Source organism: Microbulbifer maximicatervae (SeqCode) (genome assembly GCF_052467065.1).
The window spans coordinates 4,604,259-4,618,768 of record NZ_CP174299.1 but is presented as its reverse complement, the minus strand read 5'-3'; the positions used below and the strand labels follow the sequence as shown (position 1 = coordinate 4,618,768).

The 14,510-nt window shown below is 45.5% G+C and carries 12 protein-coding genes; 8 read left to right on the top strand and 4 right to left on the bottom strand.

Annotation, left to right across the window (positions count from 1 at the left end):
* Positions 1–16 precede the first annotated feature (16 nt).
* Positions 17–640, bottom strand: coding sequence for a DUF3299 domain-containing protein (locus ACJJI1_RS20420; protein ID WP_444957835.1), 624 nt, complete (start codon positions 638–640; stop codon positions 17–19).
* Between the two features lie 86 nt (positions 641–726).
* On the opposite strand from ACJJI1_RS20420, the gene ACJJI1_RS20415 reads away from it, so the two are divergent.
* From ACJJI1_RS20415 to ACJJI1_RS20400, 4 genes are all read left to right on the top strand, one after another.
* Entirely contained in the window at positions 727–1,464 is a 738-nt protein-coding gene (locus tag ACJJI1_RS20415) for an ABC transporter ATP-binding protein (RefSeq protein ID WP_444908153.1), read from the top strand.
* A complete protein-coding gene (locus tag ACJJI1_RS20410) occupies positions 1,454–2,662 on the top strand; it encodes an ABC transporter permease (RefSeq protein WP_444957834.1) in 1,209 nt (402 codons plus the stop codon). The genes ACJJI1_RS20415 and ACJJI1_RS20410 overlap by 11 nt, the downstream gene beginning before the upstream one ends.
* Positions 2,663–2,919: 257 nt before the next feature.
* The gene (locus ACJJI1_RS20405) at positions 2,920–4,224 is read left to right on the top strand and encodes a S8/S53 family peptidase (RefSeq protein WP_444917271.1); all 1,305 of its coding nucleotides are present in this window, start codon (positions 2,920–2,922) and stop codon (positions 4,222–4,224) included.
* A 135-nt stretch (positions 4,225–4,359) separates the two neighbouring features.
* A complete protein-coding gene (locus ACJJI1_RS20400) occupies positions 4,360–4,860 on the top strand; it encodes a DUF4166 domain-containing protein (RefSeq protein WP_444959402.1) in 501 nt (166 codons plus the stop codon).
* Positions 4,861–4,928: 68 nt separating this feature from the next.
* Here the strand turns inward: ACJJI1_RS20400 and biuH are convergent, their stop codons facing one another.
* Positions 4,929–5,651 (bottom strand): biuret amidohydrolase, encoded by a 723-nt coding sequence (gene biuH, locus ACJJI1_RS20395; RefSeq protein ID WP_444957833.1) that lies wholly within the window; start codon positions 5,649–5,651, stop codon positions 4,929–4,931.
* A 602-nt stretch (positions 5,652–6,253) separates the two neighbouring features.
* Here biuH and ACJJI1_RS20390 point away from each other — a divergent pair.
* The 3 genes from ACJJI1_RS20390 to ACJJI1_RS20380 all read left to right on the top strand — a co-directional run bounded on the left by ACJJI1_RS20390 (position 6,254) and on the right by ACJJI1_RS20380 (position 9,182).
* Positions 6,254–7,156: a prohibitin family protein gene (locus tag ACJJI1_RS20390; protein WP_444957832.1), complete on the top strand. Its 903-nt coding sequence runs from the start codon at positions 6,254–6,256 to the stop codon at positions 7,154–7,156.
* 290 nt (positions 7,157–7,446) lie between these two features.
* On the top strand, positions 7,447–8,238 hold the full coding sequence (locus ACJJI1_RS20385) for a penicillin-binding transpeptidase domain-containing protein (RefSeq protein ID WP_444957831.1): 792 nt from the start codon (positions 7,447–7,449) through the stop codon (positions 8,236–8,238).
* Positions 8,239–8,354: 116 nt separating this feature from the next.
* Positions 8,355–9,182, top strand: coding sequence for a DUF2059 domain-containing protein (locus ACJJI1_RS20380; RefSeq protein WP_444957830.1), 828 nt, complete (start codon positions 8,355–8,357; stop codon positions 9,180–9,182).
* Positions 9,183–9,377: 195 nt separating this feature from the next.
* On the opposite strand, the gene ACJJI1_RS20375 is transcribed toward ACJJI1_RS20380, so the two are convergent.
* On the bottom strand, positions 9,378–11,267 hold the full coding sequence (locus ACJJI1_RS20375; RefSeq protein WP_444957829.1) for a potassium transporter Kup: 1,890 nt from the start codon (positions 11,265–11,267) through the stop codon (positions 9,378–9,380).
* A 304-nt stretch (positions 11,268–11,571) separates the two neighbouring features.
* Here ACJJI1_RS20375 and ACJJI1_RS20370 point away from each other — a divergent pair, with 304 nt between their 5' ends.
* Positions 11,572–13,212, top strand: a complete 1,641-nt coding sequence (locus ACJJI1_RS20370) for an acetolactate synthase large subunit (protein ID WP_413662143.1) — start codon at positions 11,572–11,574, stop codon at positions 13,210–13,212.
* 50 nt (positions 13,213–13,262) lie between these two features.
* Here the strand turns inward: ACJJI1_RS20370 and ACJJI1_RS20365 are convergent, their stop codons facing one another.
* On the bottom strand, positions 13,263–14,495 hold the full coding sequence (locus tag ACJJI1_RS20365) for a TackOD1 domain-containing metal-binding protein (protein WP_444957828.1): 1,233 nt from the start codon (positions 14,493–14,495) through the stop codon (positions 13,263–13,265).
* Positions 14,496–14,510 lie beyond the last annotated feature (15 nt).

The window sequence follows — 14,510 nt, the reverse complement described above, 5'->3', positions numbered from 1 at the left end:
GCGCTCGCCTGGGACATTATTCTGTGTAAGGTTGAATGTTATCCACTTCCATACTGTAAGCCGCAGTTCCGAACTCGCTTTCTATTTTCAATGTTCTCAGTTTCCCTTCTATAGAGAAAGGTTCATACAGAGCGTCAACTTGAACTCCCTCAGGAAAACTGCCATGGATAACCTGATTTGGGGGTGGGGGCGGCAGGTGGATACAGGCTCCGAAGTAGGGAACAAAAAGGAAATTGGAAATTGTTAATTCGTCATTGAATTCAATTGGAACTATAAACCCAGCAATACGTATCTGTTGGTTGTCGAACTCTGGTTTTATTCGGGTGGAAGTCAAAGCGGCTTGGTAGCGGCTTTCATTTTCGCTCGTAGTGGCAATAGCTGATGAGTTAGGCATTGAGTCGGCAGTGGAGCCTTCAACAATATCATCTATGTATTCTGGTGGGTTGAGTAACGCATCCAGATCATCTTTTGGGATTAACTCTTCCCAGCTGACTTCACGATAATTGATACTTACCTGTTTGACTTGAGTATCTTCAGCGACTGGCGCTGAAACTTGATTGGTTTCAACTGGGCTATCACAGCCAGCTACGAGTAGTACGATTGCCAGGGTGCAGGCTGATGAGAAGAGATATCTGTTCATGGCTGGGGTTTATTTATCGTATTAAATGATTTGATATATCGTTATATATCTGTTTGCAAAAATCCATGCTGCAAATGAGGTGCAAGATGAATGCTTTCACTACGAAATTGAAACTAGCGGTTGAAGTGGAGCAGCTGCGCTTCGCCTATCGTACAGGTCCTTCGGTTTTAGAGGTCCCTTATTGGTCAGTACCTGTCGGTGAGCAGGTATTTTTACGTGGCCGCTCCGGTAGTGGTAAATCAACACTGCTGAACCTCCTGGCCGGTATTCTGTCGACAAAAGTTGGAAGCCTTAAGGTTCTGGGTCAACCACTGGGTACACTGAGTGAGCGCAAGCGGGATCGCTTCAGGGCGAGACATATTGGCGTTGTATTTCAGCGCTTTAACCTAATTCCCTATTTGAGTGTGGAGGACAATATTCGTGTCGCTACCCACTTTTCTGGTTTCCGTGGCGATTTTCGCGGCAGGGTTAATGAGCTGCTAACGGGACTCTGTTTAGGAGAGGAAATTTTACCCAAGAAAGTGGCCAGCTTGAGTGTCGGACAGCAACAGAGGGTGGCAATCGTGCGGGCATTGATCAATGAACCGCAGTTATTGCTGGTTGATGAGCCTACATCTGCTTTGGACCCTGAAGCGAGAGATGCTTTTGTCCAGTTGTTGATGACTGCATGTCAGCAAAAGAAATGCACTCTGATCTTTGTCAGCCACGATAGCTCTTTGGAACGACACTTCCCTCTGGTTATGGATATGCGCGAAATAAATATTGCCTGGAAACTTAGGCCCGAGTGGGACACTGCACCGGAGGCTTTAGCCGATGTTTTTTAAACTTGCTTGGCAAAGCCTGATGCAGCGTAAGGGTAGTGTGTCACTGGCCGTATTGTCTGTAGCAATCAGTTTGATTCTAATGTTGGGGATCGAGCAGTTGCGAAGCCATACTAAAAACAGCTTTAGTCGAACTGTGTCAGGGGTAGACCTTATTGTTGGGGCACCTACGGGACAATTGAATCTCTTGTTATACAGCGTATTCCATATTGGGAATGCCAGCAATCATATTTCATGGGATAGCTACCAGGAACTTACTCACTTACCCCAGGTACGTTGGGCGATACCCCTATCCCTGGGGGATTCGCACCAAGGTTACAGGGTGGTGGGAACCTCAACGGGATTTCTCGATCACTATCGGTATGGGAATAAGAGGCCATTGGAGCTATCAACCGGCCAGAATTTTATCGATACTTTTAGTGTCATATTGGGGGCGGAGGTCGCTCGGGAACTCAACTACCAACTTGATGACACTCTCACATTGGCGCACGGTTTGGTTGGAACGCGCTTCACAGAGCATGGTGAAAACCCCTTTATCGTTAGTGGCATACTCAAGCCTACTGGTACACCAGTAGATCGAGCACTCTATGTAAGCTTGGCGGGACTGGAAGCCGTTCATGGTGCTGATGCGGAGCACGATGATCTGGTGCCTAATAACATTACTGCCTTCTTACTCGGGCTTAATTCCCCTATAGCTACATTTCAGGTACAGAGAAAAATAAACGAATATTCGAAGGAGCCGCTGCTGGCAATATTGCCGGGCATTGCACTATCGGAGCTTTGGCAGATATCCGGTGGTATAGAAAAGGTATTATTTTTTGTCTCAGCTATGGTGGTTTTGGCTGCATTGCTTGGCTTATGTATCTTACTACTTTCCACGATGCGCGAGCGCAGACTGGAGATAGCACTACTGAGAACTGTAGGTTCTGGCCCTTTGTTTTTATTCCTATTGATCCAGACTGAGGCATTTTTGGTTTTACTTTTAGGTGCGACAATTGCTGTTTCTGGATTGATAATGGGAGGCTGGCTGGTTGAGCCAATTCTGACAGATAAATTTGGAATCTATTTGGACGGCGTTGTTATAGGCGAACATACGATTGTGCTTTTAGCTTTAGTACTGGTAAGCACATTAATTGTGGCTGCTATTCCCGCTATAAGTGCATGCCGCCAGTCTTTGGGGGATAGTGATCTTCTGCATTGACTAGAAGCTGAGGCCGAGCCAAATTCAGAGTAAGACTTTCTCTAGATTTTGATGTCAGAGGTAACCGAATATCTTTTATTTTATGGGCGATATTAGTTTTGTAATTTCTATATATATTTGCTTTGTTGCCTTTCCACACCATTCGTGATCCTATTTCCAGGCTGCGAGCTTTTCCTGTCACTGGGACTATTTTTATCCCGTGGCTTGTAGCAGCCTACAAACACTATCTAATAATTTTTCATGACAAGGAAATAGTTTTGAATAGGATAATACTAACAATCTTAATGTTGCTGGGTAGCCTCAATATATTTGCTTCAACCCCAGATATTGAGCAGGCCAGAGATTCCTTAGAGATTGTGAAAGAATTAACCCCCTGGCCTTGGGAAGAGCCGGTAACTCCAATTATTGAAGAGTATCTGGCAGCTGATTTTGATCAATATTCGGGAATGGCAAAATCCCACTATATGGTTGATGAGCTGCTGATGCACAAGTGGGGTCAGTCAATCACAGAATTTATTGTATTAGCCGAGCTTCTGTACACGTTTCAGCCAGAAGATTACCAGAATCAGTATAGGTCAGAATTTGATGCGGCTACTGCTGACCTGAATCTCTTCAGGTTGGCAATTAATGAGTTACTGCTTCCCCATGTACCCGGTTATAAACTGAAACAGCAAATTTTGACTAAACGCTTTGATGGCGAGGGTATGGTAATTGCTGTCTTTGATTTGTTTGATCCGACACGCTTACAAGAGCAGCGCGAACAGTATCCCAATATTGAAGCAGAAGTTGCATTTGGTGATCCCATTACTTTCCTTCATGGTAACACCGTAATTGATATCATTTTGGATATTGCTCCGAAGGCGACTATTGTACCCGTTAGTGCCGAGAGCAAAACTTATAATGATGCAATGGCCTATATGCGGTATCGAGATGACATTAGTGTGATCAATATGAGCCGTGCATTTCATATCACCAATGACCAACTCGACCCAGAGTTTGCAGAGCATCTTTCCGCTATTTTACAAAGTAAGATTTTTACCAAGTCACTGGGGAATACAGGTACAGATCTTGAGCATAACAACACCGATGTGAGAGAGCGCTTGGAGCTACCACCACTCGGCAGCTTCTTTACCTATGACCTGGATTTAATCAGGGCATTCCTTGCTCAGAACGAAGGGCAGGCCGGTGCTGAGAATTTGTTTTTTGCAATCAACCTCCAGCCATTCTCAAATGAGATCTCACTTACGGCGACGGTTCCGGGTTACAACCCCTTGGCTATTAGGCAGAGCTTTGCTATTGCCGGCGATGCAGTATATTCAGCTTCCAGTCAAAACTTTGAGTCTGGTAGCTCTTTTGCCGCGCCTCAACTAGCGGCTGTCAGTCTATTGCTCCTTGAAATGGCAGACTATTATGGCCTTAGCAGGGTAGAAGCTGCTCAAATAGTGAGCAAATCATTGAAAGATAATGCTCGCCGCAGTTGGTTAGGTGATCACAACACCGGGCTTGGGTTCGTTGACGCCCACCGGGCTATGAGCGCTATTCTGAGAGCGAATAGCAAATAAGCTTGATTTAGTCATCGAGTTGAATGAGAGTGCGCTGGCAGGTTGAATATTTGCAGCCTGCCAGTTACCTGTATAGATGGTACTGCGGGTAAAGGAAGTGAATAGGAGTGAATATTGAACATACTTTCTGCTCATATGGGGTCCTCATTCAATGAATTATCTCCACTACTCCAATTTGCACACACTGGGGTGAAGAGGTATGAGGGCTCTGTTGTGGTCAAGCGAGGTGGAGTTATTGCGAATACTATTTGTTCAATATTTCGATTTCCGAAGGCGAGTTCAAGTTCGCAGTTAATTGTAGATTGTGGACACTTTTCCGATCGGATGGATTGGGTGAGAGATTTCGATGGGTTCAAGATGAGTTCATCATTTTATTTAGAAAAAAATTACCTGGTGGAAAGGCTCGGCCCTTTGGAAATACAGTTTACCGCTCATAATGTCGACGGAGCACTTGAATATCAGTTTTCGAAAACGAAGCTATTAGGTATACCTTTGCCAAAGTTTCTTTGGCCCAAAGTCAAGGCTTATGAAACAGAGAGTGAAGGGCAGTATCAGTTCAGTGTCAGTGTGCACATGTTTTTAGTGGGATTCATTTTATCATATGCTGGCGATCTGAAAATTACGGAGCCCGCTTGATTTCAAATGCCATTAGGGAAGAGCGATCTCAGTAACAAGCTCTTCCCCAACTACAATATATTTTTTACTTACTTGGTATTAGATGCTTCCGCTAGTCCCTTCAGAAGTTTATGGCTATCTGTATGAGCGCCAAAGACACCTCCCTGCATAGTAATCATCTTGAGAGCCGACTCATGGTTGCCGATGTCGGTAGCCCCAGTGCAGTCTGATAGAAGCAGGCACTCGAATCCTCGATCATTTGCTTCCCTCATGGTGGTGTGTACGCATACGTCGGTTGTAACGCCCACGAGAATCAAGTTATCGATCCCTTTAAGATTGAGTATTAGCCCGAAGTCTGTAGAAAAGAAGGTACCTTTGCCTGGCTTATCAATAATGACCTCACCAGGTTTGGGCGCTAGTTCAGGGATCACGTCCCAACCAGGTTCCCCTCTGACTAAAATACGTCCACATGGTCCCGGGTCGCCGATACCTGCAGCAATTTGTCGTGAGCGCCAGTGTTTGTTTGCAGGTAGGTCAGAAAGGTCGGGGCGATGCCCCTCCCGGGTGTACATAATATGGTAGTTTTCTGCCCGCATCGCATTCAATACTTGCTGGATGGGTTCGATGGGCTTGCGCATTGCCTCCAGGTCATATCCCATCTTGTCGACATAGCCGCCGGGGCTGCAAAAGTCCACCTGCATATCAATAACCACGAGAGCGGTGTTTTCTGGCCTGAGATCCCCATTATATGGCCACTTGTATGGGTTGGCCTCGACAGGGCCATTTTTGTCCGATGAATCTGAAGTACTCATTGTCAAGGCCTCTACTTATTGATAGAGAAAGTGATTGCCAATGGATAATAGCGTTGATTGAGAGCTTGATTGAATGGCAAGGCTTTATCGGGCGCACAATTCTTGCTTAGGTGAGGCATAGCTGGATTTGCATAAGTAATAAGTGCTCATCTGGTAGTGGTTTTAGGCGTATCTCTCCTATATCTTTTATTCATGAAGGGCCAAAAATATTTTGACATATATTTTTGTGTATACGTGTCTCTTCAAGTATTTGATCAAATTTAAAAGGCGGTTTTTATTCGTATATCTAGCATTTGAAATTGCGAATGCGATTTTATTGTGCGCTAAATATCTACAAACAAGATCACGGTTGGATAGTTGAAGCTTACTTCTATATTTCGGTTCAAAGAGTTCGTTCCACTGATATGTGGAAGTGAAACGTCACACTTTTTTTATTGAAAAATTATCTATATTATCCTGCGGGTCATTTTGAGTGAATTTTAGTGGGGCTTATTTGGTACTCCCTTCTGGTTTAGAAATATAGGGATTAAAGAATATCCGCTTATGTATTCATCTTTGAAGTTAAGAACCATTTTTGGATGTAAGTAGTTAAAGGAAAGTTTGTGGAAAATCTTAAGAAGGGAATTTTCGCTGGTGTTGCATTACTGATTATCCCTATCACCATGGGGACCGTTTTCACAGTTGATGAGGGTCACGTAGGAATCGTAAAGCGATTTGGCAAGGCAATCTCACAGGTTGATCCTGGAATTCATACGAAAGTCCCATTTATGGACAATGTGGTCGAAATCGAAGTAAGAACCCGGAAAAATGTTGAGACGATGAATGCCGCCACTGCAGAACAAATGCCGTTAAAAGCAGTGACTGCGGTGAACTGGACGGTAACTCGCAGTGCAGCCATTGATTTGTATAAGCAATATGGCGGTTTGGAACAATTTGAACAGCGGATTCTCGATCCCAGGCTGAGAAGCGCCAGTAAAGCTGGTTTGGCTGAATTCAAGGCAGAGCAGATTATCCAGAACCGGAATGCAGCAATTCGACGTATTGAGGAACTCTTGGAGGAGGAAACCAAGGGGTTGCCTATGGAATTGGGAGATGTACAGATTGAGAGCATCAGCTTGCCTCCCAAGTACATCCAATCTATTGAAACCAAGCAGACAGAGTTGAACCTGGCGGCTGCCGAAAAGCATAAATTGGAACGTCAAAAACTGGAAGCGCAACGTGAGGTGAATACTGCTAATGCGCGCCGTGATGCCACCAAAGCTAAAGCAGATGGTGAAGCCCATAAGATTCGTGTAGAGGCCGAGGCGGAAGCTTTTGCGATTCTGGAGAAAGGGGAAGCGGAAGCCGCAGCGATTAAAGCAAAAGCTGATGCGATTGCCAGAAACCATACCTTGGTTGAATATATCCGCGCGCAGCAATGGAATGGTCAAATGCCTTCAACGATTATGGGTGGCGATCAGCCAATTCTGTGGGATATGGGGAATAACTCAGACCGCAGAAATTAAGATGGCCCAAAGCTAGATTTTTGCTCGCTTTTTACACAAAAGGTTTGGCGTTTATCAATAGGAAACGCCAAGCCTAGTTTGTTCAGTTGGCAGTATTTCCTAAATTCTAAATGATGGTACAGTTATTACTTAATAAGGACTGTTTGTTAGTCTCTTAGTTACTTGACTTGCCAAGTAACTCCTCCCAATATCCGAAAGGTACTTTTCGGTGTGCTAATTACCCAGTTTATCCGGATTAAATTTATTGATGTTCCTCGGGTATTACGCACTCTAAATCAAGGAGATTCCGGTTGAAACACTTTATATGGTTTATCAATGCTGCAATATTGGTTTTTGGTGTCAGCAACTCGGTGATTGCAGAAGATGGGGGCTCATGTAGCAAGTTATGTACTTTTGTGCTCAAGAATAGTCGGACCTCAGAATATACGGTAATTAATAGGGAGAGGGCAGCCAGGCAGTTCACACCATTCTCTACTTTTAAGGTTCCAAATACCCTTATTGCACTTGACTTGGGTTTAGTTGAGAACCTGTTACAAGAGCTAACCTATAATCATGACAAATACCCGGCTAAAGGGTGGTGGCCTACAATCTGGTCAGAAAGACCTTTGACAATTCGCGAAGCATTTCAAAATTCAGCGGTTCCGATCTATCAGCAATTAGCAACGGAGATTGGCGCGAAGAGAATGAATCAGTATTTGGCAGGTTTTAATTATGGTAATCGGGATGCTTCGTCTGGTATTGATACCTTCTGGCTCAATGAGAGTATCAAAATATCCGCGTTGGAGCAGGTAGACTTCCTGGAACGTTTATTTACTGGTCAATTACCTGTATCGCAGTCAGCTATAGATAAAATTAAAGAAGTGATGCTGGTAGAGGAGACTGATACCTATAAGTTATATGCAAAAACAGGAGGAGGGCCAATAGCTAAAAATAAGGCTTTAGGCTGGTATATTGGAATTATAGAGTCCAATAACAATATTCATTATTTTGCGATTAACATAGATGGCAGCAGTTTTCGGGAAGTACAAAAGAAAAGAATTGAAATTGCCAGAAAGAAACTATCTGAGTTGGGGGTTATTTAGGCTCTTTATAGCAAAGCTGTGGTACGTCTGTTTTGCAATGGTTAGGGCTTTTTGATTGATTGTTGTGAGTCAATCGGCATAATGGCGATCAAATTCACTTTCATATGGGGCTTCCTATGGGAACTCAAACTGTAAAAGTTATATTTGCTTTATTTATCACCACCTTTTGCTCATTATGCCTGGCCGCCGATAAAGTAGCCAATTTGGATAAGCTTCTGCTTGTATCGGGTTTCACCAAGCAGGTTGAGGGGTTTCCTGAGCTAGTAAAATCTGGATTTGCGGAAGGCGTACAGCAGGGTGCACCAATTCCTCAGGATAAACTGCAAAAGATTCTTGAAAGTGCAGATAATACAATTTTGCCGTCCATCATTATGGATGAAGTGCGCTCGTCACTGAGTACTTCTTTGACCGATAAAGATGTTGAGGTCTTATTGGCTTGGTATGAGTCAGATATCGGTAAGAAAATTACTAAGGCTGAAGAGGAAGGAAGCTCTGAAGAGGCATTCCAGAATTTGATGGCTAATGCACAGCAGTTGATGGCTGACACAAAGCGCGTTGAAATGGCAACTCGTATTGATCAGCTTGTTGGTGCTACCGATATGGCGATGGAGATGCAGGCCTCTACGGGTATAGCTGTCTATTCTGCAGTGATGGCAGTGATGGCTCCCGGCCAAGAGATCAATTTAGATGCTTATAAGGCACAAATGGAAGCAATGAAGCCCCAGATGCGTCAAAATGTTGAGCAATTTGTTACTCTCTCTTTCGTGCAAACTTATCAAGGCTTCGACGATGCAAGCTTAGCGAAATATGAGAAGTTCTTGAGCCAGCCAGAAGCTAAAAAATTCAACTCCTCTTCAATGGCAGGGCTAAATAAAGCTCTAACACAAGTAATCGGCCGTTGGTCCGGTGATATGGCCTCTATACTTAAGAGTGAAGCGAACTGATTATGGGGTAGGGAGCTCCTGAATATCTTTGTGCTTTCTAATTAGATATTTAGGGGTTCCTCGGCCTACAGCCTGCTTCCATATTAGCCGTAAAGGAAGCAGGCTGGTATGATCAGCATGTTTTAACTATTTCTCTCTATACTCTAAGGTGAGTTTCATAAGCTCGTCAGTTATTTGATAAAATAGCTTGTCAATTCAGATCATTATATTCTCTTGTACTTCGACAGTCCTGTTAGCCGGGATACGATAATATTCAATAGCACTGCTTGAATTCCTTACCATTGCAGCAAAGATCCGCTCTCGCCAATTTGCCATTTTGCTATAGCCGCCTTTAACAGGAAATATGTTATAGCGGCAGGTAAAGAAAGAAGACTTACTTGGATCTATATCCAAAAGGTGCATTTTGTTGAGTTTATTTATGGCTCCTTCGACATCTGGGCGTTCCATATATCCATAACGTAATATTAGCCTGAAACATCCCTCTCTAATCTTGCTAATGATTGCTCGGTTCTTTGGGAGTACTTTTGGGGTGTTCGCTGACGTAACGGTTAGGAAAAGGTTCTTTTCGTGAAGAACACTGTTATGTTTCAAATTGTATATTAGGGCATGAGGGACAAAGAGTTGATTGGTTCCCACAAATATTGCAGTTCCAGGTACTCGTAATGGGGGATTATCAAAAAGTGAGTTTAAATAGGGTTCCAATTTATAATTCTTACCCTGCAAGTAACAATTTATTGCTTTTTTTCCATCTCGCCAAGTAATCATCAGCATCGCAATAAAGGCGGCTAAACTTATAGAGAACCACCCCCCGTGGCCAATCTTTGCCAGATTTGAAGTAACAAAGGCAAAATCAATAAAAGCAAAGAATGAGCCGACAGCCAGGCAAATTAGCAGATTGTATTTGAGGTAGTGGCGATACACGATTGCTGCAATGCAGGAGGTAATCAACATTGCGCCACTCACTGACACACCATAAGCACTAGCCAGGTGAACTGAGCTTCCAAAGAGAATTGCCACCAGTATTACCGCTGTCATTAATAGGTAATTGACACCGGGCATATAGACTTGTCCCGCGAGTGCTGATGACGTGTGCCGGATGGCAAAACGGGGCATCAAGCCAAGTTGGATTCCTTGTTTTGTCAGGGAGAAGGTCCCCGAGATACAGGCCTGGGAAGCGATGCAGGTTGCTACAGTTGCAAGAATAATCATTGGGTAGAGCGACCAGTCCGGGTACATCCGGTAAAAGGGGTTGTCTACCGCAGAGGTGTCACTAATAAGTAGAGCGCCCTGTCCCATATAGTTCAACACCAGGGCGGGGAAAACCAAACCTATCCAGGCAATTCTTATAGGCATGCGTCCAAAATGCCCCATGTCGGTATATAGGGCCTCTCCTCCGGTAAACACCAGTAATACTGCACCTAATATCCAGAATGAAGCCATGCCATGGTTAGTGAGGAAGCTAACAGCATGCAAGGGATTAATGGAGTGGAGAATTACAGGATTCTGGAGCACCCAGTAAAGGCCCGCGAGCAGCAAAACTAAGAACCAGATGGCGGTAATCGGGCCGAACAGTTTCCCCACGGTTTCGGTGCCGAAGCGCTGTACAAAAAACAATCCAAAGAGTATGCCGATAGAAATTGGCAGGATAAACGGTTTTAGAGTCTTATTGACTATTTCCAGTCCTTCGACTGCGGAGAGAACGGAGATGGCTGGTGTGATAACGGCATCACCAAAAAATAGTGCCGCCCCACAGATCCCGCCGCCGATAATGAGCTTTCTTAATAATTCTCGCCCTTTTGTCGCTTCCAGGGCCAGTGTCATCAGCGCCATGATCCCACCTTCTCCTCGGTTATCCAGGCGCATTACCAATATGACGTACTTAATAGTGACAATGAGGGTAAGTGCCCAGAAGACAGCAGAGACCCCACCAATAATGGTCTCGGTGTTATGGGGAATTCCAAACCGGGGGTGGAAAATCAGTTTAAATGCGTAGAGTGGGCTAGTGCCGATATCACCAAATACAACCCCGAGAGCGGCAAGTGATAGAACCCAGTGTTTTCTTGCGCCTTCTGAGCGAGATTCCATTTGCAACTCTTATCATCCGGTGTCATACAAAGGCAGTGATTTAAGACTTATCAGGGAGTTTGCTGTCATCACTTGGATGGTGGATATCAGCGCGCAAGAAATTAATTTTCCCTGAGACTGATCTTAGCAATACATTGCTAAGGCACCATGTGAGCTACTGTGCAGGGTGCAAACTTACAAGCCGATAAAGTGAGATGTAAGAGAGGTATCCGCGTAATTGAGCAATCGTGTCAGGCAGTTATAAAAGCAGCTCTTTTGGCGGGGATCTTATTGTTAGTAAGGCGGGACTACAGGAGCCTCCCCAATGAAAGCATCGGACCTTTTTATTCGTGCCCTGGAGAAAGAGGGTGTTGAGTATATCTTCGCGATTCCTGGTGAGGAAAACCTGGATATGCTGGAGTCTTTGCGGGGTTCAAAGATAAAACTAATTGTCACGCGCCATGAACAGGGTGCCGGTTTTATGGCTGCTACCTATGGTCGGCTTACGGGCAAACCAGGTGTCTGTATGTCTACTTTGGGTCCGGGAGCCACGAACCTTGTGACAGCTGCAGCCTATGCCCAGCTCGGTGGAATGCCGATGGTGATGGTCACTGGTCAAAAACCTATCAAAAGTTCCAAGCAAGGCCAGTTTCAGATTATTGATATTGTTGACATGATGCGTCCGCTGACCAAGTTCACCAAGACCATTGTGGGGGGCGACTATGTGCCTGCTCATGTCCGTGAAGCCTTCCGGCAATCGGAAGAGGAGCGGCCGGGGGCAACCCACTTGGAATTTCCTGAAGATATTGCCCGTGAACACTCCACCATGCCGGTTTTGGAACCCAGCTATAACCGCAGGCCAATTGCCGAAGAGAAGGCGGTGCGCAAAGCCGCAGAAGCGATTGAGGCATCCCGTAAACCTCTGCTGTTGGTGGGAGCAGGCGCAAACCGTAAATTAACCGCCAAAATGTTGCGCAAGTTTGTCGACAAATTGGGTATTCCGGTGGTCACAACTCAGATGGGAAAGGGAGTAATTGATGAATCGGGCCCGCACTTTATTGGCAATACCGCGCTATCGGATGGGGATTTTGTTCACCGGGCCATTGAGCAGGCCGACCTGATTATCAATGTGGGTCACGATGTTGTAGAAAAACCCCCTTTCTTTATGCGTCCCGGTGGCCCGGAAGTTGTACATATCAACTTCAATTCAGCGCAGGTGGATCCGGTCTACTTCCCGCAGATAGAGGTGGTTGGCGATATTGCCAACAGCTTGTGGCAGCTGGACCAGCACTTGGAACCCCAGGATCACTGGAGCTTTACCGATGCGCACCGTATCCGTGCCGCGCTTCAAAAGCATATCCAGGAGGGCTCAAATACCACCACTTTCCCAATTCGTCCGCAACGACTGGTAAAGGATCTCCGCGAAGTGATGCCGGAGAAGGGCATTATTGCGCTTGATAATGGCATGTTCAAAATCTGGTTCGCGCGGAATTATCCTGCTTTAGCCCCGAATACCGTGCTGCTCGACAATGCACTGGCAACGATGGGGGCGGGCTTGCCTTCGGCAATGGCTGCCAAGTTGGTGTGTCCAGACCGCCGTGTGGTCGCAATTTGTGGGGATGGGGGCTTTATGATGAACTCCCAGGAGATTGAAACGGCAGTTCGATTAAAGCTTGACCTTATCGTACTTATTTTGCGCGATGATGCCTACGGTATGATCAAGTGGAAGCAGGCCATGATGGAGTTTGATAACTTTGGTCTGGATTTTGGTAACCCTGATTTTGTCGACTATGCAAAATCCTATGGTGCTCATGGCCACAGAATAACGGCCACGGATGAGTTTAAGCCGATGATAGAAAAATGCTGTAGGGCGGGTGGGGTGCATCTCGTGGATGTGCCCGTGGATTACAGTCACAACGACCGTATTCTGAACCATGAAATTAGGGAGTTATCGAGTAAGTTGTAGGCGCTAGCCGGCTCGGGTAAGGTGATTGTGACAGGGGGGGCGGCTTTCTTTTAAACAAGCTCCTCGGGCCCGAGTACTTTAAAGTAGGGGCCAATATCCAGCCTTATGGAGGACATGGCAATCTTGATCATTTCTCTGCGATCTTCAAGTATGTCCTCCTTAGCTATTCCATGTAGAACCATATAATCTTCATATTTCCCGGTAATAAAGTCCTCTTTCCGTATACCTTCGTAAGCTCTACATAAAACTCCATGAAGGTTCTCTATGAATTGGCGGCGGCTCTGCATTGCTTGTCGGGGCCCATGCTCGACTTCGAGTTCATGAGCATGTTCATAGTTGATATTCACCAAGCAAAAATTTGTTTTGTTCTCTTTCCATGCTCTTGCCGCCTGGTTGAGTTCTACGATCAGGGTGAAGGGTAGGTCAGCGAACATAGGGTTATGGTCAGTAAAATCGAGAAATGCATAGCCAGCTCTTAGGTAGCTACTGGCGCGTTCCGTAATGTCGTAGCTGTGAATATCCCCGGTGCGTATGGATTCGCTGTCGGTATCTTTCTGGCAGTTGAGGCACAAAAAACCTATCTCCACTTCTGAGCTGGCATGGCCGCAAGCATTGCAAATAAGCAGTGTGCCGGGTTTGTCGTAGTCACTGCCGAAGTGTAAAAGCTCCTTTCGACATTTGGGGCAAATCAGGTCTTCACCCTCCCTGAAGTCAGCTTCACGACCCAAATAAGCGCAGCTGAAATGGTGAAGATAGAAGTCTTCGGTAAGGTTAGAGGATCTGCATACCGCGCACTCTTCACGGACATTAAACTGAGAACCCCCACAGCCGTTACAGATATGGCGTCGATCGAAAAACTTGCCCTGTAGAAATCCTGATTCGATCAGTTTTTCACATTCCGTCACAACCGTCGGGCTATCGAGGATAATATTAAAATCAACAGTAGCTTTGGAGTTGGGGCTATAGTGCGGCGAGAGACTTACGCCAGATACAAATAATCGCGCTAGTATTTTGTCGCTATCTTTCTGAGTGGTGTGGAAATCCAGGTGGACTTGCGCGCGCCGATAGTGAAAGTCGTCAATAACCTGGCTCACAACGGGCATATCCTGCGCACTAAGCTTTGAGCAATCCAGATCTGCCTTTTCGCCGACTGTTCCAGTGAGATCAATAACCGGGAGTAGATACAAGCCACCACGCATATGCCATATATGCGTCAGGTCATCTATTGATGCTGGCTCCTCAATTAAAATAGCGTCTTTGGATTCACCAGTATGCGATGTCACCTTAGAGTCGCCGGG

Excerpts from the sequence above, each read along its gene's own strand:
- ACJJI1_RS20420 (WP_444957835.1), bottom strand. The coding sequence starts at position 640 with ATGAACAGATATCTCTTCTCATCAGCCTGCACCCTGGCAATCGTACTA.
- ACJJI1_RS20415 (WP_444908153.1), top strand. The coding sequence starts at position 727 with ATGAATGCTTTCACTACGAAATTGAAACTAGCGGTTGAAGTGGAGCAG.
- ACJJI1_RS20410 (WP_444957834.1), top strand. The coding sequence starts at position 1,454 with ATGTTTTTTAAACTTGCTTGGCAAAGCCTGATGCAGCGTAAGGGTAGT.
- ACJJI1_RS20400 (WP_444959402.1), top strand. The coding sequence starts at position 4,360 with ATGGGGTCCTCATTCAATGAATTATCTCCACTACTCCAATTTGCACAC.
- biuH (WP_444957833.1), bottom strand. The coding sequence starts at position 5,651 with ATGAGTACTTCAGATTCATCGGACAAAAATGGCCCTGTCGAGGCCAAC.
- ACJJI1_RS20380 (WP_444957830.1), top strand. The coding sequence starts at position 8,355 with ATGGGAACTCAAACTGTAAAAGTTATATTTGCTTTATTTATCACCACC.
- ACJJI1_RS20375 (WP_444957829.1), bottom strand. The coding sequence starts at position 11,267 with ATGGAATCTCGCTCAGAAGGCGCAAGAAAACACTGGGTTCTATCACTT.
- ACJJI1_RS20370 (WP_413662143.1), top strand. The coding sequence starts at position 11,572 with ATGAAAGCATCGGACCTTTTTATTCGTGCCCTGGAGAAAGAGGGTGTT.